22 protein-coding genes and 1 rRNA gene are annotated in these 24,399 nt (G+C 64.3%); 9 read left to right on the top strand and 14 right to left on the bottom strand.

Going from position 1 to position 24,399, the window contains the following annotated elements:
- Positions 1-45: 45 nt before the first annotated feature.
- The 10 genes from lpdA to C443_RS11480 form a co-directional block, all read right to left on the bottom strand.
- Positions 46-1,464, bottom strand: coding sequence for a dihydrolipoyl dehydrogenase (gene lpdA / locus C443_RS11525; RefSeq protein WP_005536520.1), 1,419 nt, complete (start codon positions 1,462-1,464; stop codon positions 46-48).
- Between the two features lie 39 nt (positions 1,465-1,503).
- The gene (locus C443_RS11520; protein ID WP_005536512.1) at positions 1,504-1,812 is read right to left on the bottom strand and encodes a hypothetical protein; all 309 of its coding nucleotides are present in this window, start codon (positions 1,810-1,812) and stop codon (positions 1,504-1,506) included.
- A 145-nt stretch (positions 1,813-1,957) separates the two neighbouring features.
- Positions 1,958-3,601, bottom strand: a complete 1,644-nt coding sequence (locus C443_RS11515) for a dihydrolipoamide acetyltransferase family protein (RefSeq protein WP_005536510.1) — start codon at positions 3,599-3,601, stop codon at positions 1,958-1,960.
- 3 nt (positions 3,602-3,604) lie between these two features.
- Positions 3,605-4,603: an alpha-ketoacid dehydrogenase subunit beta gene (locus tag C443_RS11510; RefSeq protein WP_005536508.1), complete on the bottom strand. Its 999-nt coding sequence runs from the start codon at positions 4,601-4,603 to the stop codon at positions 3,605-3,607.
- Positions 4,600-5,706, bottom strand: coding sequence for a pyruvate dehydrogenase (acetyl-transferring) E1 component subunit alpha (pdhA, locus tag C443_RS11505; protein ID WP_005536507.1), 1,107 nt, complete (start codon positions 5,704-5,706; stop codon positions 4,600-4,602). Before pdhA ends, C443_RS11510 begins: the two co-directional genes overlap by 4 nt.
- 172 nt (positions 5,707-5,878) lie before the next feature.
- Positions 5,879-6,217: a DUF7521 family protein gene (locus C443_RS11500; protein WP_005536505.1), complete on the bottom strand. Its 339-nt coding sequence runs from the start codon at positions 6,215-6,217 to the stop codon at positions 5,879-5,881.
- A 1-nt stretch (position 6,218) separates the two neighbouring features.
- Positions 6,219-6,587 carry a helix-turn-helix domain-containing protein gene (locus C443_RS11495; protein WP_049944034.1) on the bottom strand — a complete coding sequence of 123 codons (369 nt, stop codon included), beginning with the start codon at positions 6,585-6,587 and terminating at the stop codon, positions 6,219-6,221.
- A 98-nt stretch (positions 6,588-6,685) separates the two neighbouring features.
- Positions 6,686-7,951, bottom strand: coding sequence for a hypothetical protein (locus tag C443_RS11490; protein ID WP_005536501.1), 1,266 nt, complete (start codon positions 7,949-7,951; stop codon positions 6,686-6,688).
- Positions 7,952-8,068: 117 nt separating this feature from the next.
- The gene (gene lipA, locus C443_RS11485; RefSeq protein ID WP_080505477.1) at positions 8,069-8,998 is read right to left on the bottom strand and encodes a lipoyl synthase; all 930 of its coding nucleotides are present in this window, start codon (positions 8,996-8,998) and stop codon (positions 8,069-8,071) included.
- 154 nt (positions 8,999-9,152) lie between these two features.
- Complete coding sequence (locus C443_RS11480; RefSeq protein ID WP_005536499.1) at positions 9,153-9,986, bottom strand: class I SAM-dependent methyltransferase; 834 nt, start codon at positions 9,984-9,986, stop codon at positions 9,153-9,155.
- 188 nt (positions 9,987-10,174) lie between these two features.
- On the opposite strand from C443_RS11480, the gene C443_RS11475 reads away from it, so the two are divergent.
- A complete protein-coding gene (locus C443_RS11475) occupies positions 10,175-12,544 on the top strand; it encodes a DEAD/DEAH box helicase (protein ID WP_005536498.1) in 2,370 nt (789 codons plus the stop codon).
- A gap of 205 nt (positions 12,545-12,749) precedes the next feature.
- A complete protein-coding gene (locus C443_RS11470; protein WP_005536497.1) occupies positions 12,750-12,989 on the top strand; it encodes a hypothetical protein in 240 nt (79 codons plus the stop codon).
- A gap of 207 nt (positions 12,990-13,196) precedes the next feature.
- On the opposite strand, the gene C443_RS11465 is transcribed toward C443_RS11470, so the two are convergent.
- On the bottom strand, positions 13,197-13,853 hold the full coding sequence (locus tag C443_RS11465; protein WP_005536495.1) for an HAD family hydrolase: 657 nt from the start codon (positions 13,851-13,853) through the stop codon (positions 13,197-13,199).
- Positions 13,854-13,970: 117 nt separating this feature from the next.
- Between C443_RS11465 and C443_RS11460 the strand changes: the two genes are divergently transcribed.
- The 5 genes from C443_RS11460 (at position 13,971) to pheT (ending at position 21,101) form a co-directional block, all read left to right on the top strand.
- Positions 13,971-14,693, top strand: a complete 723-nt coding sequence (locus C443_RS11460) for a topoisomerase DNA-binding C4 zinc finger domain-containing protein (RefSeq protein ID WP_049944028.1) — start codon at positions 13,971-13,973, stop codon at positions 14,691-14,693.
- Between the two features lie 87 nt (positions 14,694-14,780).
- Entirely contained in the window at positions 14,781-15,791 is a 1,011-nt protein-coding gene (gene endA, locus C443_RS11455) for a tRNA-intron lyase (protein ID WP_005536492.1), read from the top strand.
- A gap of 131 nt (positions 15,792-15,922) precedes the next feature.
- Positions 15,923-17,572 carry a tryptophan--tRNA ligase gene (locus C443_RS11450; protein WP_005536491.1) on the top strand — a complete coding sequence of 550 codons (1,650 nt, stop codon included), beginning with the start codon at positions 15,923-15,925 and terminating at the stop codon, positions 17,570-17,572.
- A 275-nt stretch (positions 17,573-17,847) separates the two neighbouring features.
- Positions 17,848-19,359 (top strand): phenylalanine--tRNA ligase subunit alpha, encoded by a 1,512-nt coding sequence (pheS, locus tag C443_RS11445; RefSeq protein ID WP_005536490.1) that lies wholly within the window; start codon positions 17,848-17,850, stop codon positions 19,357-19,359.
- Complete coding sequence (gene pheT, locus C443_RS11440; protein ID WP_005536487.1) at positions 19,359-21,101, top strand: phenylalanine--tRNA ligase subunit beta; 1,743 nt, start codon at positions 19,359-19,361, stop codon at positions 21,099-21,101. Before pheS ends, pheT begins: the two co-directional genes overlap by 1 nt.
- A 33-nt stretch (positions 21,102-21,134) precedes the next feature.
- Here the strand turns inward: pheT and C443_RS11435 are convergent, their stop codons facing one another.
- The 3 genes from C443_RS11435 to C443_RS11425 all read right to left on the bottom strand — a co-directional run bounded on the left by C443_RS11435 (position 21,135) and on the right by C443_RS11425 (position 23,008).
- The gene (locus C443_RS11435) at positions 21,135-21,614 is read right to left on the bottom strand and encodes an RDD family protein (RefSeq protein ID WP_005536485.1); all 480 of its coding nucleotides are present in this window, start codon (positions 21,612-21,614) and stop codon (positions 21,135-21,137) included.
- Between the two features lie 39 nt (positions 21,615-21,653).
- A complete protein-coding gene (locus tag C443_RS11430; RefSeq protein WP_005536483.1) occupies positions 21,654-22,706 on the bottom strand; it encodes a quinone-dependent dihydroorotate dehydrogenase in 1,053 nt (350 codons plus the stop codon).
- Positions 22,707-22,810: 104 nt separating this feature from the next.
- Positions 22,811-23,008, bottom strand: a complete 198-nt coding sequence (locus C443_RS11425; protein ID WP_004516407.1) for a hypothetical protein — start codon at positions 23,006-23,008, stop codon at positions 22,811-22,813.
- 248 nt (positions 23,009-23,256) lie between these two features.
- Between C443_RS11425 and C443_RS11420 the strand changes: the two genes are divergently transcribed.
- Both C443_RS11420 and C443_RS11415 read left to right on the top strand, forming a co-directional pair.
- The gene (locus tag C443_RS11420) at positions 23,257-23,565 is read left to right on the top strand and encodes a non-histone chromosomal MC1 family protein (RefSeq protein WP_004516406.1); all 309 of its coding nucleotides are present in this window, start codon (positions 23,257-23,259) and stop codon (positions 23,563-23,565) included.
- Between the two features lie 669 nt (positions 23,566-24,234).
- Positions 24,235-24,399, top strand: a 16S ribosomal RNA gene (locus tag C443_RS11415); the annotation flags it as partial.

Below are 24,399 nucleotides of genomic sequence, written 5' to 3'. Positions count from 1 at the left end.
CAGAGTTGTTTTAGCTGGGCCTTTGCGAACCAGCCTGGCGCGTTCTCAGCGCGTGTGAACCGCTTCGCCGCATGCCGCCGCGGCCGCCTCGTGGACTGCCTCGGAGAGCGTCGGGTGTGTGTGGATTGTCCCAGCGATGTCCTCGAGCCGTGCGCCCATCTCGATACCCAGCCCGAGTTCGGCGATAAGCTCCGACGCTTCCGGGCCGACGATCTGTGCCCCGAGCAGGAACTCCTCGTCGGCGTCGGCGACGACGCGGACGAATCCCTCCTTCTCGTTGACAGTGAGTGCACGGCCGTTGGCCCGTATCGGCATCTGTCCGATGACCGGGTCGAAGCCCGCCGCCTCGGCCTCGCTCTCAGTCATTCCGACGGTCGCGATTTCGGGGTCGGTGAACACCGCGGCGGGAATCGCCTGATGGTCGAACGCGGCCGGTTCGCCGGCGGCGGCTCTCGCAGCGACCTCGCCCTCAGCCATCGCCTTGTGGGCGAGCATCGGTTCGCCGGCAACGTCGCCGACTGCGAACACCGACTCGAACGCCGTTCGGCACTGGTCGTCGGTCGGAATGACGCCGTTCTCGTCCGTCTGGAGATCGATGTTCTCCAGCGCGAGCGTCTCCGTGACCGGTTCGCGGCCGACCGCGACGAGACACTTCTCGGCGTTGTACTCGGTGACCGCGTCGTCTTCGTCGACGGTCTTGACACGAATGCCCTCGTCCGTCTCCTTCCAGTCGTCGGCCGCCTCACCGAAGTTGAAATCGATCCCCAGGTCCTCGGCGCGGTCGCGGACGACCGCTGCGATGTCGTCCTCGTAGCCGGGCAACACGTCATCGAGCATCTCGACGACGGTGACCTCCGCGCCCAGTTTCGCGAACACCGTCGAGAGCTCCATGCCGATGTAGCCCGCGCCGACGACGAGCAGCTTCTCGGGGACCGATTCGAGCGCGAGCGCGTCCTTCGACGAGAGGATGTGTTCGCCGTCGAACTCGAAGTCCGGGACCGTCATCGGTCGGCTCCCTGTGGCGACGATGGCGTGTTCGAACGACAGCGATTCCGAGCCCTGTCCCTCGCCGCCGTGGGCGACCCGGACCGTCCCGTCATCGACGAACTCGGCTGTCCCTTCCACCAGATTGACGCCGGCGTTCTTACACAGCGATTCGACGCCCCGTGTCAGCCGTGTGACGACGCCGTCTTTCCACTCTGTCATCCCGGCCATGTCGACGGCCGGGTCCGCGAATACGCCCATCGACTCGGCCTGCCGGGCGTCGTGGGCCACGTCCGAGGCCGAGATGAGTGCTTTCGAGGGGATACAGCCGTGGTTCAGACAGGTCCCGCCGTAGGCGTCCCGCTCGACGAGCGTCGTATCCAGCCCTAATTGCGCGCCCCGGATCGCGGCGACGTAGCCGCCCGGACCGCCGCCGATAACAAGCAGTTCCGTTCCCGTAGTGACATCTCCGACGACCATAGCGGTGCCTCGTCCGGGTCCGTGAAAAGCTATCGCCCTTCACTTCGCTGTCGTGTCTCGCGTGCGCCGCCGATACAGGTAGTACCCGATGACTGGCACCGACACCGCAAACGCTGCAAGCAGCGTCGTCCCCACCCCGTGGACGATGCCGCCAAGCGCATACAGCGGTGTCGGGGTCCAGTCCCCGTCGGTCCGCCTGAGCTGTCGACTGTCGAGAAAGAGCCCGACCGTGAGAAGCAGGCTGAACAGCATACCCGCCCAACTGGCGAGGACAGTCAGGGCAAACGCGCCGAGGAACGTTCCGAGACTCCCCTCTCCGGCCGATGCTGACGACACGAACAGTTCCATTGACAGCCGGGAGAGAGCCATACACCCCGGCGGCAGGACGAACAGCGCGGCTAATCCGTACCAGATCCATGTGTCTCTCGTGGAGGGCATCACCAACCCTGTCGTTCCAGTGACCTGTTTCGGTTTCGATTGTGAACCCGAGCGGCTACTCTAACAGGAGTCGCGTCGGGTCCGCCAGGTACTCCTTGAGCGTGTTGACGAAGCGCGCGGCGTCGGCCCCGTCGATGACGCGGTGGTCGATCGCCAGCGAGAGTGGGAGCGTGGGTTTCGCGACGACTTCGCCGTCTTCGGCCACCGGCCGCTCTTTCAGCGCTCCGATCCCGAGAATCGCCGTCTCGGGGACGTTGATGATCGGACTGGCGTACTCGCCGCCGATGGCCCCGAAGTTCGTGACGGTGAACGTTCCACCCTGCATCTCCGAGCGCTCGATGTCCCGCTCTCTGGCCCGCCCAACGAGGTCATTGATTTCGCCGGCGAGTTCGACTAGCCCTTTCCCGTCCACGTCGTTGACGACCGGGACGACAAGCCCGTGGTCGGTTGCCGCCGCCACGCCGATGTTGTGGACGTCTCTGTAGACGATTTCCTCGTTTTCGGTGTCAAGCGCCGTGTTGAGCACCGGGTGCTGCTCCAGCGCTGCGGCGACGCATTTCACTACAAACGGTGTGTACGTCAGGGTGACATCACGTTCTTCGGCGAGTGGTGCGAGTCGCTCACGGGCCTCGACGAGGCCGGACACGACTACCTGGTCGTGGTGGGTCGCGTGGGGCACTTCTCGACGGGAGCGCGCCATCTGCTCGCCGATAGATCGGCGGACGCCACGGTACGGTTCGCGGCGCTCGCCGTCGCCTGTCTCGACGGACGTCGCTTCGGCCCCAGTGCCGCCCGCCTTGGCTGCCCTCCCTGTCGCGCCGCCTTCGGCGCTGATGGCTTCGGCATCGGCCGCCTGTGCAGCCTGCTGGGCCTCCGCGTACGTCCGGACGGCGGCCTCGTCGACGTAGGGCTGACCGTCCCGCGTCTGGTCGGTCGGGACGGCGTCGATATTCACGTCGAGTTCGCGGGCGGCCTTTCTGGTGGCCGGCGTCGCCAGCGTCTGGTCGCGACTGGCGGCTTCCTGTCCGTCGCTGGAGACACTTCTGACGGCTGACTTGACAGCGGTCCCGTCGTCTGTATCGCCCGCGTCGGCCTGTGAAACTGCTGTGGTCGGCCCGTCTCCGTCATCGGACGCCTTCGAGACGACCGATGTCGGGCCGTCGTCACTGTCGGCCGTCTCGCCGGCTGACGCTGTGGCCGCCTCGACATCCCCCTCGGTGACGCGACCGCCCGGTCCGCTTCCGTCGACGGCTGCGATATCGATGCCCTTCTCACGGGCGAGTCGGCGTACGCTCGGCGAGGCGAACACGCGGCCGTCGGCCGTGCTTGTGCTTGTATCCGACTGTTCCGATGTGTCAGCCGCTGCGGCTTCGCTCGTAGCGCTGTCTTCCTGCTCCATCCCGGCTTCCGACGGTTCGGCTTCGTCCGTACCGCCGGCCGCCGCGTCGTCCGTCTCGGCGTCGCCCTCTTCGGCAATGGTGATGAGCACTTCGCCGGTCTGTACCATCTCGCCGACTTCGGCGTGCAGTTCCTGTACGACGCCGTCGACCGGTGACGGCACGTCGACGGCGGCCTTGTCGGTTTCCACCTCCGCGAGGACCTGATCCTCGGTGACGGTGTCGCCCGGCGAGACACGCCAGGTGAGCACCTCACCTTCTGCGACCCCTTCACCGAGGTCCGGGAGATTGAACTCGAACATGCGTCAGAACTCCACTGCCTCTCTGATACCGTCTTTGATGCGGGCGGGTTCGGGGAGGTAGTAGTCCTCTAACGCGTACAGCGGATAGGGCACGTCGAAGCCAGTCACCCGGGTAATGGGGGCCTCCTGATACAGCAGGACTTCCTCCTGAATGGTGGCGATAATCTCGCCGGCCAGCCCACCGGTTTTGGGCGCTTCGTGAACGACCGCCGCTCGCCCGGTCTTTTTGAACGACTCGACGATGGTCTCGGTGTCCATCGGCGACAGCGTTCGCAGGTCGATCACCTCGGCGTCGATGCCCTCCTCGGACAGTTCCTCGGCGGCTTCGACCGTCGGCCGGGTCATCGCACCCCAGGTGAACACGGACACGTCGCTTCCTTCACGGCGGGTCTTCGCCTCACCCAACTCGACCGTGTATGGGTCGTCGGGAACCTCCTCGCGGAACGATCGATAGATGAGCTTCGGTTCGAGGAAGATAACGGGGTCCGGGTCGCGGATAGCCGCCGTCAGCAGCCCCTTCGTCTCCCGTGGCGTGGACGGGACGACAACCTTTAATCCCGCCTCGTGGACGTAAAACGACTCCTTGGACTCGGAGTGGTGCTCCGGCGCGCGGATGCCACCGCCGTACGGTGCGCGAACAGTCAGCGGGCAGTTGTATCGGCCGCGGCTCCTGTTCCGAAGCCGAGCGGCGTGACTGACAATCTGGTCGAACGCGGGGTACATGAACCCGGAGAACTGCATCTCCGGTACTGGCCGGAGTCCGTAGGCTGCCATCCCGATGGCTGTCCCGACGATGCCGGCCTCCGCGAGCGGTGTATCGATGACCCGGTCGTCACCGAACTCCTCGTGGAGCCCCTGTGTCGCCCGGAAGACGCCGCCGTTTTTCCCGACGTCTTCACCCATCACGACCACGTCTTCGTTCCGCTCCATCTCGCCGTAGAGCCCGTCACGGACGGCCTGTACGAGTGTCAAGTTCTGTGTGTCTGCGTCCTGTGTACTCATTCCAGTAGCACCTCGTCGCCGTGTCGCTCGCGTAGGTCTTCGAGGTAGTCCAGTTGCTGTTCGAGTCGCTGTGGCATCTCCGCGTACACGTCCGCGAACATCTCCTCCGGTTTCGGCCGCTCGGTCGCCTCAGCCTCGTCGATGGCCGTGGCTACCTCGTCCTGAACCGATTCGTCGATGGCGTCGACCCGCTCGTCGTCGAGCAGGCCCTGATCCCGGAGGAACGCCTCCATCCGCGGGATTGGGTCTTTCTGCTTCCAGCGCTCGACTTCGCTGTCATCGCGGTACACCGATGGGTCGTCAGCCGTCGTGTGTGCGCCAAAGCGGTACTGCACCGCCTCGATCATCGTCGGGCGGAGTTCACCCTCTGGTGGGTCGTGTGCCTTGTCCACGGCCTCGCGGGTCACCTGATACACCGCCAGCGGGTCCATCCCGTCGACCTGGACGCCGTCGAAGCCGTAGGCGTTAGCCTTCTGGGCGAGCGTCTCGCTGGCCGTCTGGCGCTCCCGTGGTACCGAGATCGCCCACTGATTGTTGTTACAGAAAAACACCGCTGGCACGTCGAACACACCTGCGAAGTTCAACCCTTCGTGGAAGTCGCCCTCGGAGGTCGCACCGTCTCCGAAGTACACGAGGGCGGCGGTGTCATCGCCCTTGAGCTTCGATGCCCACGCGGCTCCGGTCGCGTGCGGAATCTGCGTCGCGATTGGAACCGCAAACGAGAACGCTTGGACGTCTTCTGGCGGCGAATTACCTGACTCCGATCCCATCCAGTACAACAGGTCGTCCGACAGAGGCCATCCCTTGACGTACATCGCGAGATGCTCCCGGTAGCTCGGGAAGGCCCAGTCGCCGTCTCGCAGCGCGAAGGCGCTGCCGACCTGCGAGGCCTCCTGTCCCGACATTGGGGGGTAGGTTCCCATCCGGCCCTGTCGTTGCAAACTCACCGCCCGCTGGTCGAAGTGCCGGCCGAGTTTGAGATACCGGTACATCTCCACCAGTTCGTCGTCCGAGAGGTCCGGGACGGTCGCGCCGTCGACCACTGTCCCGTTTTCATCGAGAATCTGTACCCTGTCCGTGGGGTCGCGTTGGAGGACACTCATAGAAACCGCCTCCGTCGAAGTGGCATACGACGACTGTTCACTCGCACTACGTTTAGAGCTTTCGCGGCGCTGAAAAATATCGCCGACGTGGGTATTACTGGGAATATGGGTGTCTAAGCCATGCTACATCGATTTAAAATCTGCCTAATTTATCAGTGATAACTCCGATGTATCAGTTGTTAGCGTGGACATCGGCCCGCGTCAGATACAGCGAGTAAGCAATACAGAGCAGCCCGGAGAGTTGGATCAGTCGCACGACTAACCGGAAGTAATCCTGATAGACGAGGGGGACCGACCCAGCCTGCAACAGCGCGTTGCCGGCGAAGGCCGTCGCGTAAGTGACGCCGAACAGCAGTACCATCCCGATAGAGAGGTACCGCATCGGGGGGCTGTCGTGGCGTTGGAGCCCGCGGTAGGCCTGATAGCCGATATAGAGGCCGACGAGCGCGGTCGCCGCGGCGGCGGTGGTCGTTGCGAGCTCGAGTGTCGTCAGTGAGTCGTGAAGCGCCATCTCAGAAGTCCTCCCAAAGCCTAGTGAGCCGGTCGGCAACGTCGTTGCCGCGTCGTTCGAGGTCGAACCGGAGTTCGCCGTTGCGCAGACGTATCGACACCTCGTCTAATGTCGCGACGTAGACGGTGTCGTGGTGGCCATCGGCCCGCGGGCGGGTGCGTTCGTCGACGAGACCGGCCGCTGTCAGGCGCTCGACGCGCCGGTAAATAGTCGCCTGCGAGACATCACAGCGCTCGCTCAGTTCCTTCGCACTCAGCGCGTCGCCGCTCGTGGCCGTGAGGATCGTCCGGACGTGCTCGTCGTCGAGCAGGCCGACGACGGCCTCGAGCGTCGTGTCGTCGGGCACGTCCGGGTCGTCGGGTAGTGTCATAACTTGCGGTGTGGAGTCGCGTGCGTGTTCTCGCACGCGGGAGGGCAGTACGTCAGCGGGAGAGGGCGGAACGATATCGGGGCCGAGAGACGTCGTAATCATTCGAATTCGTGTTTGTAGACGGTTGCGGACCAGCCACTATCCGAGTGGATGATGATACGAACCCCGATTCCGGCATCGTCGTCGGTCTCGGGGGCAGCGGTGGAGACAGTGAACGACTCGCCCGGTTCCATCCGGCCACCGAGGTGGCCGATGTCGATAGTCGAGGGGTCGAGGTCGCCGATGACACGGAGGGCGTCGGTCGGGACTGAGTCGCCGGCGTCGTGGTGGATGGTCACCTGCTCAGCGTCGGGGTCGTGTGTCGCGCGCCAGGCGACGGCGGGAAGCTGGGACGTCTTTTGGGCCAACGTCTCGTTCACGTACGAACGCTTGATGGCCAGCGTTATTGTCGCAACGCGACCCTCGACGGTGACGTCGACGGCGCTAGCGTGGCGACGGCTCGGGAGGCTCATGGTCGGATAGTCGTTTTTGAGTGCCTCTTTCACTGCCTGCTCCGAGACATCGTACTCTTCGGGGAACAGCCACGTCTCGACAGTGTAGACGTCCTCGCCGTCGTGTTCGAGCCAGCCGGCCCAGCCGACGGTGTCCTCGAGCATCCCGCCGCCCGTGATGCTCTGGATGCCACGAAGCCACAACCGCCCCCAGCGTCGTTGTCCGGCGCTCTCTGTGAGCGTGGCGACGTTCGCGTCGCGCTCGTGGTATCGCGGGACATCACCGCGGCCGGCGTCGACGGTCGCGGTCACGACCGCTCGTGCGTGCGGGCCATCCCCGAACACGATCGCCTCGGGGCCGAGAGCGACCGTCCACGGGCGGTCGCCTCGCTCGTACAGGTCGTAGCCGGCGTGGGTATCGACGCGTTCGTAGGCCGTTTCACGGACAGTATCCCTGACCGCGGCCGGGTCGATGTCGCCAACCAGTATCGCGGTCATCCCCGTGCCATACAACTGTAAGAACGTGATGTCCATGTCGTCGATGTCGACGCCAACGTAGTCCATGTTGGAGACGACGGCCCGACGGGCTGCGCTCGACCGTGCCCAGGTCGGGGCATTTGTGGGCGGCGGCACATGAACGATGGCGCTGTAGCCGTCGCTGGCATCGCTCGCGTCTGGTAGCGCCGACGGCGCTGGAAACCACTCGCGATACGACGGCGGCTCCGCCTGCGGGACGTCGATGGAACCGTACTTGAATTGCGTCCCAAGCGGAGGCAACCCGTTACACCCCGCGAGGATGCTCGCAAGTGTCGCACCGCCCGCCCGGAGTACCTGGCGGCGGGGAGTCGTTCGGTCGTTGCAGTCTGGCGTCATCCACTCAGTGCGTCGGTGGCAACGTTGGTAAATGGGGCTCTCGGTGTGCCCTTGCTGCAGACCGTGACAACGTTTAAATACTGGAGCGTGCCTGAGTGGTGCGTTCTGCTGGCGTCGCTAATTGCTCGCTCGCGCACGCTCTCGAGCGACATCCACGTCTTCGCCGTCCCGAACTACCGCCTCCACGAACAGCTCGCCGGCACGGTAGGACGACCGGACCATCGGACCCGAGGCACAGTACAGGAAGTCGAACTCCTCCTCGGCGACCCGCTGCCAGGTGTCGAAGGCGTCCGGATGAACGTACTCCGAGACTTCCAGATGTGACCGGGAGGGCTGGAGGTACTGGCCGAACGTCACCACGTCGACGCCGGCCTGCCGGAGGTCCGACAGCGTCTGGTACACTTCGTGGGCGTACTCGCCGACGCCCAGCATCAGGCTGGTCTTGCTGTAGCAGTCGCTTTCGCGGTTGACCTGCCGAAGGACAGAGAGAGACTGCTCGTAGCCCGCCCGGCGGTCCCGGACCGGCCACTGGAGGCGGTCGACCGTCTCGATGTTGTGGGCGATGACGTCCGGTTCGGCGTCGATGATCTTCCGGACGAGGTCCGGCTCGCCCTGAAAATCGGGGATGAGACACTCGACCAGAATCGACGGGTCACGCTCTTTGATCGCCCGTATCGTCTCGGCGAAGTGGCCCGCGCCCTGGTCGGGCAGGTCGTCGCGGTCGACGCTGGTCAGTACCACGTAGTCCAGTCCGATCTCCGCGACGGCGTCGGCCACCTGCTGTGGCTCGTCTGAGTCCAGCGGGTCCATCCCACCCGTCTCTACGTCACAGAAGTTACAGCCCCGCGAACAGCGGTCGCCCATCAGCATGAACGTCGCCGTTCCCGGTCCGTCGCGCCCGCTCCAGCACTCCCCGAGGTTGGGGCAGTTGGCTTCCTCACAGACCGTATTGAGGTTTCGGTCCCGGAGCGTCTGCTTGATATCGGTGAACCGCTCGCCCGACGGTGGCCGCATCTTCAGCCAGTCAGGCTTGCGCGAACGACTCATTACCAGTAATTAGGTTGGGTTGGTCAAAAACGTGCGGGGGTCACGTGCTCTGTCACACCCGGGTGGAAGGACAATCGGACGGTCAGGCGGCCCAGCCGAACCGACCGCCACCTGCGTACTCAAGGACATCAATACTACTGCCCGCGTGCCCACCTCAGGCACGACAGACCGCAAGCATATGTGCGGACATATCCACGACAGTCCGGTCCGTCCGGAGTTCGTCTACGAGCGCCTGAACACCGGCCCGCTCGTGTGCTGACAGTTCGTCAGCGGTCTCTCGGAGCGATGGAGCGGCAAGTACTGACGCCAGCCCCTCCAGTCCGACCAGCGTCTCGACCGTTATCCCGCCCGCCTCCAGCAGCGCCTCGAACTCGTCGGCGCGGAAAAAATGGGTCTCGGTGAACGCCGCCTCGTAACTGAGCTGTGCCACGAACGAACGGTCGTAATCACCCGTTTCGGCGAGTTCGTTCGCGTGCACGAGGTGTTCCGACCTGCCGACCAGCGAGAGCACCAGCCAGTTGAGCCGCCCTATGACGGAGGCGAACACCGGACTCTCGGCTTTTGTCACCCGGTGAAGCTCCCGCACAGCGGCCGTCCGTTCGTCAGCGTCGAGTATATGCGAAAGCGGCCCACCCAGACACAGCGTTGCGTCGAATACGTCCCGGTCAAACCCGAGGTCGCGCACGTCGCCCGCCTCGACGGCCACCCGTTCTTCGTACCCATGCTCGGCGATTTTCTCCTGTGCAATAGCTCGCTGGCCCTCGCTGGGGTCGACGAGCGTGACATCGTACCCCTGTTCAGCCAGCCAGACGGCGTACCGGCCAGCACCGCCGCCCACGTCGAGGACGTGTCCCGCGTCGGGGAGGTTCGCTTCGAGCTGTGCAACGGTTCCCGACCACTCCAACTGCCCGTGTAGCGTGGCTGTCAGGCGGTCCCACTCGCTCTCGTCGTTCTCGTCGTAATAGCTCTCGGGGTCGCTGATAGGCATACCAGCGCACTATCAGCCGGCTGAGTTAATTTTTGGGCAGGCGTGTGGGACGCTCGCACCGACGGGTCATGTCACGAAACCAGCGGATGGACTCGCTTCTTGCACACGTTCGCTCCCCCATAGAAACGCCTTTGCCGTCGCGGAACTGCGACTGTGACGTGTCATCCAGAACCGACAGCGAGCCGACTGTGGCGGTCGCGGAGGTGCTCCCCAAGTTTGCCGACGCCTTCCCGTTCGAGGAGTTCAACCGGATGCAGTCGGCGGCCCTGCCGGCCCTGCTGAACCGCGACGACAACGTCGTCGTCAGCGCGCCGACAGCCAGCGGGAAGACCGCGCTGGCGGAACTGGCCATCTGCAAGACGCTCGCCGAGGACGGGACCGCGCTCTTTCTCGCACCGCTTCGTGCGCTCACGAACGAGAAAGAAAGCGAGTGGGAGCGGTTCGAGGACCTGGGCTACTCCGTCTACGTCGTCACCGGCGAGCGGGACCTGAATCCCCGCCGCGCCGAGCGGGCCGACATCCTCGTGATGACGCCGGAGAAAGCCGACTCGGCCACCCGGAAACACGAAACCAGCCGCTACTCTTTCATAACTGATGTGGACTGCTGTGTCATCGACGAGGTCCACCTGCTGGATTCCGACCGCCGGGGGGCGGTGCTCGAAGTTACCGTCTCGCGGCTCCGCCGGCTCTGTGACCCGCGCGTCGTGGCGTTGTCGGCGACGATGCCGAACATCGACGACGTGGCCGACTGGCTCGACGCGCCCGATGAAACCACGTTCGCCTTCGGCGAGAAGTACCGACCGGTCCCACTCAACGCCGACGTGAAGACCTACTCCCACGGCGAGAACGCCTTTGCCGACAAGTACCGTCGGCTCTACCGGGCACTTGACCTCGCCGAGCCACACATCCGCGAGGAGGGCCAGGCGCTCGTGTTCGTCTCCTCGCGCCAGGACACGGTGCAGGCCGCCAAGAAGGCCCGCGACGAGATTACTGAACGCGACATCCCCATGGGCGCACGCGGGGACTACGATTTCCACAACGACGCTGCCGAACTCTCGAACGATACGCTCCGCCAGTCCGTGCTGGACGGTGTGGGCTTTCACCACGCCGGCCTTGCACGCGAGGACAAAAACAGAGTCGAGCAGTGGTTCAAGGAGGGCAAGATTCAGCTCCTCTTCTCGACCTCCACGCTCGCGTGGGGCGTGAACCTCCCCGCCCGCTGTGTCGTCATCCGCGACACCAAACTGCACGACCCACTCGAAGGCGAGGTCGACATGAGTCCGCTTGACGTACTCCAGATGCTCGGTCGTGCGGGCCGACCCGGCTACGACGACATGGGCTACGCCTGGGTCGTCTGTGACCGCTCGGACGCCGACAAGTATCGCCGTTTGCTCCGGGACGGTAAGGAAATCGAGTCCCGATTGGCGGCCGAACTTGACGCCCACCTGAACGCCGAAATCGCACTGGGCACCATCGACGACGTGGACGACGTGATGGACTGGCTCGCAACGACGTTTTACTACGCCCGCTCGCAGTCGGCCCCCGAACAGTATGACGCTGGTAGCGACCTCCGGAACCGGGTCAGCGACACGCTCTCCGCGCTCGTCGACGAGGGCTTTGTTGAGCAGGACGGTCTCAACGTTGAGCCGACGCGGCTCGGCCAGCTTGCTTCGAAGTTCTACCTCCGGCTCTCGACCGCACGCCGGTTCGCGGATGTCGCTGAACGCTGTCAGGACGCCGCCGATCCGGACTCCGCTGTCTCCGTCGACGCGGACGACCTGCTGACTGCGGTGGCCGGCGCAACCGAGTTCGACAGTGTCAGCGCCCGCTCCGACGAAGAGGACGCTGTCCACGCGGTGCTGGGAGACAGCGTTGACGACAGCCTCGACGCCGGCCAGCGCAAGGTGTTGGCCATCCTCCGCTCGGGCATGACCGGGACGACGCCGACAGAACTCAAAAGCGACGCGTGGGTCATCCGCCAGAACGCCCTGCGCCTGCTCGCGGCGATGCGGGAGTTCGTCGACACGCTCGGTCCAGCCCGCTACGCGAACCTCGCCTGTCGGGTCGAAGCTCGCGTCGAACACGGCATCAGCGCCGATGCTGTTGGGTTGACGGCTATCGACGGTGTCGCCAGCGGCCGCGCAGGCAAGCTCGCCGCGGCGGGGCTCACGTCGCCCGCCGACGTGGTCGAAGCCGGTGAAGACGGGGTTGTCCGTGCCGGGCTCTCCGAGGGCGTTGCCGAGCAAGTGCTTGCCAACGCCCGCGACCTCCCTGTTGTCTCCATCGACTGGGGCGAATTCCCCGATACAATCGCTCCCGGTGACAACGATATGCGGGAGGTGACGGTGAAAAACACTGGTGGCAGCGCCCGCGCGGGCCTTCGGGTCACGGTTAACGGGCGTGAGATGACCACCAAGCCGTCGTATCTCGGTGAAGCCACGCTTCCGGTCGCTGTCTTTGGTGCGGACGCGGACGAACTCACCTTCACTGTCGAGGTCGCCTTCCCTGCGCTGCCGCTCCCGACGATTACCGAAACCCGATCAGTGCTTGTCCGATAACCGCTGTTTCTACTGTCGCTCTGAAACCCACTCAAATAACTGGATAAAATTTATAAACGATTTTCGAAGCGTTATGGCTCTCTGTGAAACATCGCTGAAAGGTGCTGAACTCCGGTTAATATTCCGAAAAGAGTTCGAATTCTCCCCAAGGGTCTGGCGTTTATATGGGGGAATGGGTTCTTACGAAGAACTGAGGAAGCCCACAATGTCCAGTGCATCGCCCTTCCGTTCCCCGACGGACGCCGTCCCAAGTAGCCTTGCCCTCCGATCACTCACTCGTCCCCTGCAATTCATCGCGTTCTGGCTGGCTATCGTCACGCCACTGGCATATCCGCCGCTGCTGCTGGGCGGACTGGACAGTCAGAGCTTCCTCATCTTCGTGGGTGTCGTTGCCCTCAACGTCTTCGGCCTCCTCGCGGGCCGCGGATACGGTGACCCCGCCTGACCTGGCCGGGTCTTCCTCCCCTCCATGCTGGCATTTCCGGCACGCAGCTTTCTGGTTTCGTGCCCTTGAATCTCTGCTCACCGTACTAACACCTGCCCGGTATTGTCTCTCGGTCTCTGGTTCAGTTCCGTATCGGTTCGCTATTTCCAACCGCATCTGGCTTCTGGCATTTCTCAAACACCGCCTCAAAGACACTCTACTCGGCTGTTACACACCGCCTAACAGCACCTGTCGCAGAGACGCGGTGTCGTCCGCGATCTCGTGGACCATCGACAGGTCAGTCTCGTCGCCGTCACCGCGGAACCCGACAGTGGTCATCCCGGCGGCGACGGCGGCGCGTGCGCCCGCGGTGGAATCCTCGACGGCCCAGCAGTCCTCAGGCGTGACGCCCAGTTCTGCCGCACCGCGCTCGTAGATGTCCGGCTCCGGCTTGCCGGGGCCGTCGATGTCGCCGGCGCTGATGGCGACGTCGAACTTCGAGAGGAGGTCGAAGCGCTCGTCGGCCACGTCGATCCAGGCCCACGGTGCGGAGGTCGTCAGCGCTAGCGCCACGCCGGCGTCCCGCAGGTCGTCGAGCAGTTCGTGTGCCCCGTCGAGGACGGTCGCTTCTTCGCCGTAAATCCGCTCGCCGTGCTCCTCGAACAGACTCTCGAACATCTCGCGGCTGATTTCGAGGTCGTACTCGGCGGCGAGGTCCGGATACACTTCTCGGTAGTTCCGACCGGTAATCGCGGACAGGGGGATGTCGTCGTTCGGTGCGGCCGTCGGGAGAATCTCCTCGCGCTGGGCACGGACCCAGTGATCTTCGGACTGGACGAGCACGCCGTCCATATCGAAACAGACCGCAGCAGGCGGGACACTCATTGCTTTGCTGTCGCTCAGCGACGGCTTTGGCTGTTGCGACTCCGGCAGCAACGACCACGCTACGAAGCCCCGTCCACCGACTGAGGTTTAAATACTGGAATGTGGACAGGTCAGTCCATGCACGACGGAACCCGTGTGATTGCTGGCGAGTGTACGACTGTCTTCGAGGGACCGCGCGAGCGGGAGCAGCGCGGCGACGTGCTCGTCGTCGTCAAACCGGACAACACTGTGCTCGTTCACGATGCCGAAGGATATCAGCCGGTCGCGTGGCTCACGCGCGCCGAAAGCGTCACCATCGACAACGGAGCGGTGACTGCCCGCGACGGCGACGAACTCCTCCGGGTGGTCACCCACGACGAACACGGCAGTGCCCGCTACCCGGCCTCGAACGCCGGCGTTCCGGTACGCGACTGCCCCGACTGTGCCGGGACGCTGGTCCGTGCCCGAAGCGAAGTCACCTGTACCGGCTGTGACGCCGTCTACGGGATTCCGAGCGATGCCGCGGTCACTGGCGGCCGCTGTGACGACTGCGGACTCCCGACGCTTCGGGTGGAACGCGGCCGAGCCTTCGAACTGTGTCTCGACCGGGAGTGTGACTCACTGGACGACGCGGTCACCGCGGCCTTTGACCGCGAGTGGGACTGTCCCAACTGCGACGGCGACCTGCTGATTCTTCGCCGTGGCGGCCTGCTCGCCGGCTGTGAGCACTACCCTGACTGTGACACCGGCTTCTCGATTCCGTCCGGCGTCGTCGTCGGCGACTGTGATTGCGGCCTGCCGCTGTTCGAAACCGCTGGCGGCACGCGCTGTTTGGACAGTTCCTGCGAAGAACGGGGGTGAAGGCTGGGCCTCCACACCTGCACCATCCAGTTTCGCTGACGGCTCGGACCCGTAGGGGCTTTGTCGCCGCGGGGGCCACGTCAGAGCATGGAACTGACGCTTGAGGGCGATGTCGTGCGGGCCGGCTACGAGGCGCGCGAGCGGTTCTACGATTCGCGCGGCTACGGGAAGGTTCGTAGCGGCGACATCGACCTGGCACCGGTGGAGGCCGCACACCTCCTCTACCGCGGGGATATCGAAAGCATCGACGGCATGGATTTCCGGGGGTTCCTCGGGTCGGCGGCCGTCTCCGAGGTCGACTTTGCCGTCTACAAAGACCTCCGTGACCGCGGTTTCTACCTCACGCCGGCCCGCGAGGGGTGGGTTGACGACCCCACAGGCACGGACTTCGTGGTTTACCCGCGTGGGAAGGGGCCGTGGGACGACGAGGTCGCCTACCGCGTCCGGGTTATCGGCGAGCGCGACACGATTGTGGCCACTGATCTGGGCGGCTGCGTGCTGGCGGTCGTCGACGAGGAGAGCGAAGTCACCTTTCTTGATACCGACCGGCGAGATGTCGAGGGGACCAGTGACGCTGTCGTCCCGACCACGGAGGGGGAACTGCTCGCCGAGCGGGTGGTGTGCTGGGAACCGCCGGCGGAACTGTACGAACAGGCGTTCTACGGGCAGCAACTCGGCGACGACGGCGCGGTCCAGCTCTCGCTCGTGGAAGCCGCGTATCTCGCACAGGAGGATTTGCTTACGGTCGATGGCGGGGCTGATGCTGTCGTTGAGCGGGGCCGCGAGGTCGAGGGCGACCGCTTCGACCGCCGGCTGGCCGTCTATACGGCGCTGCGAGCGAGCGGCGTTGCGCCAAAGACCGGCTTCAAGTTCGGCGCGGACTTCCGGACCTACGCCGCCGTCGAAAGTGCCGAGAACCTCGGGCACTCGGAGCTACTGGTGCGGGTGCTGCCGGCCGACCACCGCTTCGAGCCGCGGGACCTCGCGCTGGACGTGCGGCTCGCCCACGGCGTCCGGAAGACGATGGTGTTCGCGCTCACGACGGACGACGGTGACGGCGACATCGAGTGGATCGCCGTCGAGCGACTGACCCCCTGAGTTGACCAAGCGCCGTGGTCGGCCGGTTGGTGTCTGTCCGCCGGTCCGGTCGGCGCACCGAAACGAACCCTTTTTGCGCCGACCGGAACCAAAGCACCTGTAACGTGGCTCATCGCGAGCCGACCACACCCATGACAACGGACGACTCCCACCACGACGACGCATCGCCCGACGAGGACCGCCGCCAGTCGGGCGGAGCGTGGCGGGAGCCTGACACCCGCTCCGGCGGTGACCCGGTGCTACCGGACGGCGGCACTGAGGCCGAAGGGGCTGACGAGGCGACGCTCGACCCGTGGGGTTCCTCGACTATCGCCGACTACCGCAAACTGTTCGAGCAGTTCGGCATCGAGGAGTTCGACGAGGTGCTTCCCGAAGTCCCCAACCCTCACTACCTGATGCGGCGGGGCGTCATCTTCGGCCACCGGGACTACCGACCGGTCGCCGAGGCGATGCGCAACGACGACCCCTTCGCCGCGCTGTCGGGGTTCATGCCGACCGGCGACCCGCACATCGGCCACAAGCTCGTCTTCGACGAGATCATCTGGCATCAACAGCAGGGCGGGGACGCCTACGCACTCATCGCGGACCTCGAAGCCCACAGCGCCCGCGGGCTGTCGTGGGACGAAATCGACGAGCACGCGACGAACTACCTGTTGTCGCTGCTTGCGCTTGGCTTTGACCCCGACGAGGGCACGCTGTACCGCCAGTCCGACAACCGCGAGGTGCAGGACCTCGCGTTCGAACTCGGGGCCGAGGCGAACTTCTCGGAACTGCAGGCCATCTACGACTTCGACGGCGAGACCGACATCTCCCATATGCAGTCGGTCGTCACGCAGATGGCTGACATCCTCTACCCGCAACTGGACGAGCCCAAGCCGACGGTCATCCCCGTCGGCCCGGACCAGGACCCGCACATGCGGCTGGCACGGGACCTCGCCGCGCGGATGCGGTACTTCGGCGTGACGGAAGCCTTCGCCAGTTTCGAGGCCGACGGGGTCGAGCGGACACTGCTCCGGCAGGCTTACGACGCCCGCGAGGACTACGCCGAGGACGCCGACCGACCCCGGTGTGGCGAGGCCGCCGACTGGCTGCGCGAGCACCAGCCAGCGCCCGCCGACGCCCGTGAGTCCGTCGTCGCGAAACTCGACGAGGCCGGGAAGGAACCGCTCCGACCGCGGATCCGATTCCTCGACCGCAACGCCACAGACGAGGCTTTCGAGGCGCTCATCGAGGCTATCGACGGCGAGAAGCGGGTGTACGACGAGCACATCGATACGTTCGACTTGGACCACGCCGAGGCCGAGGAACTGGCCCGGCAGGTCGAACTCGACAACGGCGGCTACGGCTTCCAGCCGCCGTCCTCGATCTACCACCGGTTCATGACCGGCCTCACCGGCGGCAAGATGTCCTCGTCGATTCCAGCCTCCCACATCTCGCTGCTGGACGACCCGGAGGACGGCTACGACAAGGTGAAATCGGCGACTACTGGCGGCCGATCTACTGCTGAAGAACAGCGCGAGAAAGGCGGCAAAGCCGACGAGTGCCCAGTGTACGAGCTGTACGCCTACCTGCTCTCGGGCGACGACGACGAGTTTGCGAAAGAAGTGTACGACGAGTGTGTCGGCGGCGAACGCCTCTGTGGCGGTTGTAAAGAACAGGCCGCCGAACTGATGGAGCAGTTCCTCGAAGAGCATCAGGAGAAACGTGCGGAGTGGGAAGACAAGCTTGCGGAACTCGATATCGACCTCGACTCCGACCGCGCGCCGACGAGCGCGGACTGAGAACCGGCCCCCACCGCTCGTTTCGTGTCGAGACGAGCACACGCACAACGTTTATATCTGCCAGTCACAACCGCTCAGACATGGCATCCGAATCCCACCGTGCCGGCGTCGCTCGCCAGCTATCCGATAGTCCGGGGTTCGGCTTCTTTTTCGCTGCCTGACCGCGTGTGGACTCTGACGGCGTCGAGAGGCGTGGTCGGACGAAACCGCGAGCAGGAAGTGAGAACCGTTAACTGAGCGACCCGCGGTTATCCCCACAAGACCGAGACACCCGTATGAAACGACCACAGGCACAGGTGGCCGTCCTGCAGGCCGCCGACGCACAGGAAGACAGGCGCATCGACGACGTGGCTGCGGAGGCTGACCTCAAGCCGGAAGCGGCCACCAGAGCGGCGTTCGAACTCGAAGCCGACGGGCTGGTGTCCGTCTCCGAGGAGACGCTCGAACACTACGAACTCACCGACGAGGGCGACCGGTACGTCCGGGAGAGTCTGCCAGAACAGGACCTCTACGAGGCCGCTATCGACGCCGGCGCGGCCGACGGCCCGGTCCAGATGGGACAGGTCATCGGCGCGTCCGGCCTCGAAGGCGGCGCAGTCGACATCGCGCTCTCGAACTACGCCCGCAAGGCCTACGGCAGCATCGACAGCGGCGAGATCACGGCCAACCAAGACGCCGATCCCGGGTCCGACCCCGAGATGCTGGCGCTGGAGGCTGTCGCAGACAGGCGCGTCGACGACGCCGACACGGATGCGCTCGACCAACTGGAACGGCGTGGCCTCCTCGACGTGCGTGAGGAAACCGTCCGCTCGGTCCAGCTCACTGACGACGGTGTCACCGCGCTGATGGAAGGTGTCGAAGCCGCCGAGACGGTCGACCAGCTTACCCCTGAGATGCTCACCAGCGGCGAGTGGGAGGACGTTGCTTTCACCGAGTACAACGTCGAGGCCGACGCCGAGGACGTGAGCCACGGCAAGGAGCACATCCTCCGCCAGACGGCAAACCGCGTGAAGGACACGCTCGTCGGCATGGGCTTCTCCGAGATGGAAGGACCTCATGCCGACGCTCAGTTCTGGATCAACGACTGCCTGTTCATGCCCCAGGACCACCCGGCCCGGACCCACTGGGACCAGTTCGCCCTGGCGGAGCCCGAAGAGATCGGTCACCTCCCTCCGGACCTCGTCGAACGGGTCCGCTCGGCCCACAAGGAGGGCGTCGGCCCTGACGGCGAGGGGTACCACTCGCCGTGGACCGAGGATATCGCCCGCGGGATGGACCTGCGCGGCCACACCACCTCGCTGTCGATGCGCTACCTCTCGGGCCATCAGGTCGGCGAACTCGACCCGCCCGAGCGCTACTTCAGCGTCGAGAAAGTGTACCGAAACGACACGCTCGACCCGACGCATCTGCTGGAGTTCTTCCAGATCGAGGGCTGGGTGATGGCCGAAGAGCTCTCGGTCCGGGACCTGATGGGGACGTTCACGGAGTTCTACGAGCAGTTCGGTATCACCGACCTGGAGTTCAAGCCCCACTACAACCCCTACACGGAGCCGAGCTTCGAACTGTTCGGCACCCACCCCGAGACCGGCGAGGTCGTCGAGGTCGGCAACTCCGGAATCTTTCGCGACGAGGTGCTCACGCCGCTTGGCGTCGACTGCGACGTGATGGCGTGGGGTCTCTCGCTCGAACGACTACTCATGCTCATGTACGGCTTCGAAGACATCCGCGACGTGCACGGGACGCTGTGTGATCTTGAACTGCTGCGGGAGACGGAGGTGATCCGCTGATGCCAGTCGTCGATGTCGACCCTGACGAACTGCGGTATCTGACCGGGCACGACGAGAAAGACGACGACGAACTCAAATCGGACCTGTTCGATCTCGGCCTTGAATTCGAGGGCTGGACCGAGGACGATGAGTTCCAGTTGGAGTTCGCGCCGGACCGACTGGACCGTCTCTCCGTCGAGGGCGTCGCGCGGTCGCTGCGCTACCACTACGGTGACGACCGCGGGGTGGATATCCCCAACACGAACAGCGCCGACTGGACCATCGAGGTTGAGGACCAGCCCGATGAGCGTCCGTATGTCACCGGCGCTATCGTCCGCGGCCTCGACATGGACGAGGCCGCGCTGGAATCGCTTATCCAACTACAGGAGAAGCTCCACGCGACGATGGGCCGCAAGCGGGCGAAAGGCGCTATCGGCGTCCACGACCTCACGATGCTGAAAGGGGACTCGGTCACGGACGAGACGGGCAAGTCCATCACCTACACCAGCGCGGACCCCGACGAGGCCACGTTCGTCCCGCTGGACGCCGACGCGGAGATGACCCCCAGCGAGGTCATGGCGTCCCATGAGACCGGCCAGACCTACGGCGACCTCGTGGCCGATTTCGACCGTGTGCCGGCCATCTACGACGCCATCGGCCTGTTCTCGTTCCCGCCGGTCATCAACGGCCGCCGGACCGAGGTCAGCGTCGACTCCCGAGACCTGTTCATCGAGATGACCGGGACCGACCAGTGGACCATCGACCACATGTGCAACATCGTCTGCTACGCGCTCGCCGCCCGCGGCGGACAGGTCGAGAAGGTCGACGTGTCCTACGCTGATGACGCGCCTGGGGAGTATGCTGGCAAGACGCTGGAACGGCCGGACTTCTCGGTGCGGACGAAGACGGTTACCCACGACCGCATCGAGTCCATTCTCGGCGTCTCGCTGGACAGCCGCGAGGTCATCGACTACGCCGAGCGGGCCGGTCTCGACGCCACCGAAACTGAATCCGACGACGGTGTGGCATACGAAGTTGAGGTCCCGCCCTACCGCGTCGATGTCATCCACCCGCTGGACACCATCGACGACATCGGCCGGGCGCTCGGGTTCAACAGCCTCGAACCGACCTACCCCGACGTGTCGACGGTCGGCGGCCGCCACGAGCGGTCCAGGCTGGAGGACGCCGCCCGCGACGCGCTCGTCGGACTGGGCTTCGAGGACCTGCTGAACTTCCACATGATAAACGAGGTCGAGAACTTCGAGCGGATGGGGTTGGACCCCGACACCACGGGCGGGGATGTCGTCGGTCAGACCGACCCCGTCACCATCCAGGAGCCCTACAGTGAGGATTACACCATCCTCCGGACGTGGGCGCTCCCCTCCATCATGATGGTGCTCGAGAACAACACCCACCGGAGCTACCCGCAGGACCTCGCCGAAATCGGGCTGGCCGCCGGTCTCGACGACTCGGAGAACACCGGCATCGCCGAACACCGTACCGTCGCCGCCGCGCTCGCGCGAACGGACGCCTCGTACGAAGACGCGAAGGCTCGTCTGCAGGCGCTCGCCGACGCCTTCGACAAGGACCTCGAAACGCCACCAACCGTGCATCCGTCGTTCATCGGCGGCCGCGCCGCCGAGGTCGTCCTCGACGGGGAGTCGGTCGGCGTCATCGGTGAAATTCATCCGAAACTGCTTATCGAACACGATCTGGAGCTGCCGGTCGCCGCCTTCGAGTTCCGTCTGGATGCACTGGAGTAAGTCCGGCTGAGCCGGCGCAGCGCTCCCTCGGCTCTACCTGTCGCTCGGATACACGTACTCTACGTCGCTCGGCTTCTCGGCTTCCTCTTCGTCGGTCTCGATGACGATGGTCGAAGAGAGCTTGTTGAACAGCCGCAGCCCCTCCTTCTCGTAGGCCAGCCAGCCGACGAGGATATCGAGGGGCAGCAGGAACGCCTTCCCGAAGCTCTCGATGGCCGCTGTCACGTAGTCGATGGCCTCGCCGCGTTCGTCCGTGACGGCGATGTTCATCACTATTTTCCCGACCGACTGCCCCTGCCGGCCTTCCAAGACCGTCCAGTAGACGAACAGGCCGAGCCCGTTCAGACCGGTGAACGGGGAGGTAACTGAGAGGCTGCCGGTCAGGAGTGAGAACACGCCAGCGGCTTCGCCCAGTGCGGAGAGGACGACACCGACGAGCAGGATGTCGAGAAGCCACGCGAGAAAGCGGTCGTCCCAGGATGCGATATGCAGCGTGCGGCGGGTGTCGGCCATGTCGCCGGTTCGCTGCAACTGTACTTCAAGATTTGCCAGCTACAGGTCCGCGCCGACGGCGTCCTCGACCGAGTCGAAGCCGTCCTCCGCGAGCAAGTCGAGGAGTCCAGAATTGATTTCGCGTGCGGTGGACGGACCGCGGTAGACCAGGCCGGTGTACAGCTGGACGAGCGAGGCCCCGGCGCGGATCTTCCGGTATGCGCCCTCCGCCGTCGAGATGCCACCGACGCCGACAACAGGCACGTCGACACGCTCGGCAACGAACCGAACCATCTCGGTCGCCTCGTTCTCGATTGGTTTCCCTGAGAGGCCGCCTGTCTCGACCGCGTTCGGCGAGCGCAGGCTGGCGGGCCGGTCCGTCGTGGTATTCGTTGCGACGACGCCATCTAGATCTAGCTCGGTCACTATATCCAGCGCGTCCTCGACCGCCGGTTCGGGAAGGTCCGGTGAGAGCTTCACGAGCAGCGGGGCTGCGCCCGCGTCCTGTAGCTCGCCGAGGATGGCCTCCATCGCGTCGCGGTTCTGCAGTTCCTCGAACCCCTCTGAGTTGGGACAGGAGACGTTGACGACGAAGAAGTCCCCACCTTCGGCGACGTGTTCATACGTGGTTCGGTAGTCCTCTGGGGCCTCATCCGTCCCGACGTGTTCCGTCTTGGCGATGTTGACGCCGACCGGGAACGGGGCGTCGACGTTCTTCAGTCGCTCGCCGATGACGATGGCCCCGTCGTTGTTCAGTCCCATCCGGTTGATTATCGCCTCGTCCTCTCTGAGCCGGAACATCCGCGGGCGGGCGTTCCCGGTCTGTGGCTCGGCCGTGACACCGCCGACTTCGGCGAAGCCGAAGCCCAGTGACGCCAGCGCACTAGGGATGGTGGCGTTCTTGTCGAAACCGGCAGCGACTCCGACGGGGTTGTCGAACGTGTAGCCGAACGCCTCCACTGCGAGCCGGTCGTCAGTGACGGTGTAGCGGTCGGCCATCGCGTCGGCGATTCGGGTTCCATCAACTGCCTCTAACAGTCGATGGACGCTCCGGTTGGCGGTTTCTGCTGGCAGCGAAAACAGGAGTGGTTTCGCGATATCGTAAGGTCTCATTGTGTGGGTGTTCGGGTTAGCTCGAAGAACGGTGGTGACTGACCGATTTCGGGCGTCGGCCCAACAGCCCCGCCCAGTGGCACTGTGTCACCGTCGATGGTGCCTCAAAAGTCGTGTTCGACCTCTTCCGGGTCGGCTTTCTGGATAATAATTTTGTTGTCGCGGACGCGGACGAACACTTCGTCACCGATCTCCATCCCGGCGACGGCTAGCTCGTCTTCGTGAATGTTGATATGTACGTTGTGGTACTCGCCGTCCTCATCTTTGGCGCCACTCGGGCTGAGCTTCTTCTTTCGCACCATCGCGCTATCCTACTCCGCACTTCACCGCAGGATACACTTAAGTCTACCGTGCCGCCGGTCGCTGGCTGGCGGTTTTGTGGACGCGCGTGACGATTTCGGCCCGAATATCTGGCTTAAGCCAGCCGGTTTGCAGGTTTGAACTGGTACGCAGCGGCACCACTGTATAAAAGTATCCCCCGACGGAGAGCGGATTGGGGGGTATATTTATGTTCTGCCATGTGCTGAATTGGCATGGAGCGGTGAAATCCATGGCACCCGACAGTGACAAGCGCAACTTCGCACTGCGCGAAGACGGTGACGAATCGAGCGTCTTCTCGGGCGGAACACCTCGGCAGGCTGCGCTGAAGGCAGCACGTCGACTTGAGCCGGCCGACGGTGAAGATCAGGCTGACCCTGAGGAGATACGACTACGGGAGAAAGGAACCCACAAAGTCCACATCTACGAAGCGTGGGCATGGGTCGAGGAGGCACCCGACGACAAACCCGACTGGATGCCCGGCGATATCACGAAAGGGAACGTCTCGAAGCAGGGCGTCGAACACCTAGACGAGATCTAGGTCGAATTCCCGACATTTTTGCTGACCTTCGAAGTTGACGCCGTGACAGTGACATACGCATCCACGTGCGCGCGAGGAGATAGGGGGCATCTGTCACAGCTATCTGTTCCGTAATCCATACTCCCTGTCCATACACGTGTGGGACACTCACACCCGTGTAATCGCGGCCCGCAGACGATCTCCTTCGACGGGGTTAAGTGTGGCTCACCCATCGAAATGAAATGCGAACGCGGTCAGGGGCCGACGCCCCCGAACGAACGCACTCGTTCCGATGCCCTTAAGTGTAACAGGGCGTTCGGAATGAACGCGAAGGTCGCTCGCGTCGTGCGGTTCGACGCGAGCCCGATCCGACGCCCTTAAGTGTAACAGGGTGTTCGGAATGAACGCGAACAACGTTCGGTCGGGGACATTGAATCCCTGCCGACACGGGCCAGGCGGGATCGACTCGCCAACGAAACTCGAAGCCTTTATGGTGGCTTCGAGACAACAATCAGGTCCGAAGAAATGAGGATTCCACCCCTGCGGTCCGCCGTCAAGATGGGATCTGATGTTAGCCCTGATAGTTCGGTGACACTCGGTCGACGGGTGTCCTCGAACACCCTTCGATAGCGACCACACCCATTATATGGGTGTGATCCCGCCTAACCCCCCGGCCTTGTGCCGGGATACATTCCGGTTGATCCTGCCGGAGGCCATTGCTATCGGAGTCCGATTTAGCCATGCTAGTCGCACGGGCTTAGACCCGTGGCATATAGCTCAGTAACACGTGGCCAAACTACCCTACAGACCGCAATAACCTCGGGAAACTGAGGCCAATAGCGGATATAACTCTCA

This window comes from Haloarcula argentinensis DSM 12282 (assembly GCA_000336895.1).
Taxonomy (GTDB): domain Archaea; phylum Halobacteriota; class Halobacteria; order Halobacteriales; family Haloarculaceae; genus Haloarcula; species Haloarcula argentinensis.
The sequence above is the reverse complement of the archived record's forward strand: the minus strand, read 5'-3'. Positions and strand labels throughout refer to the sequence as shown.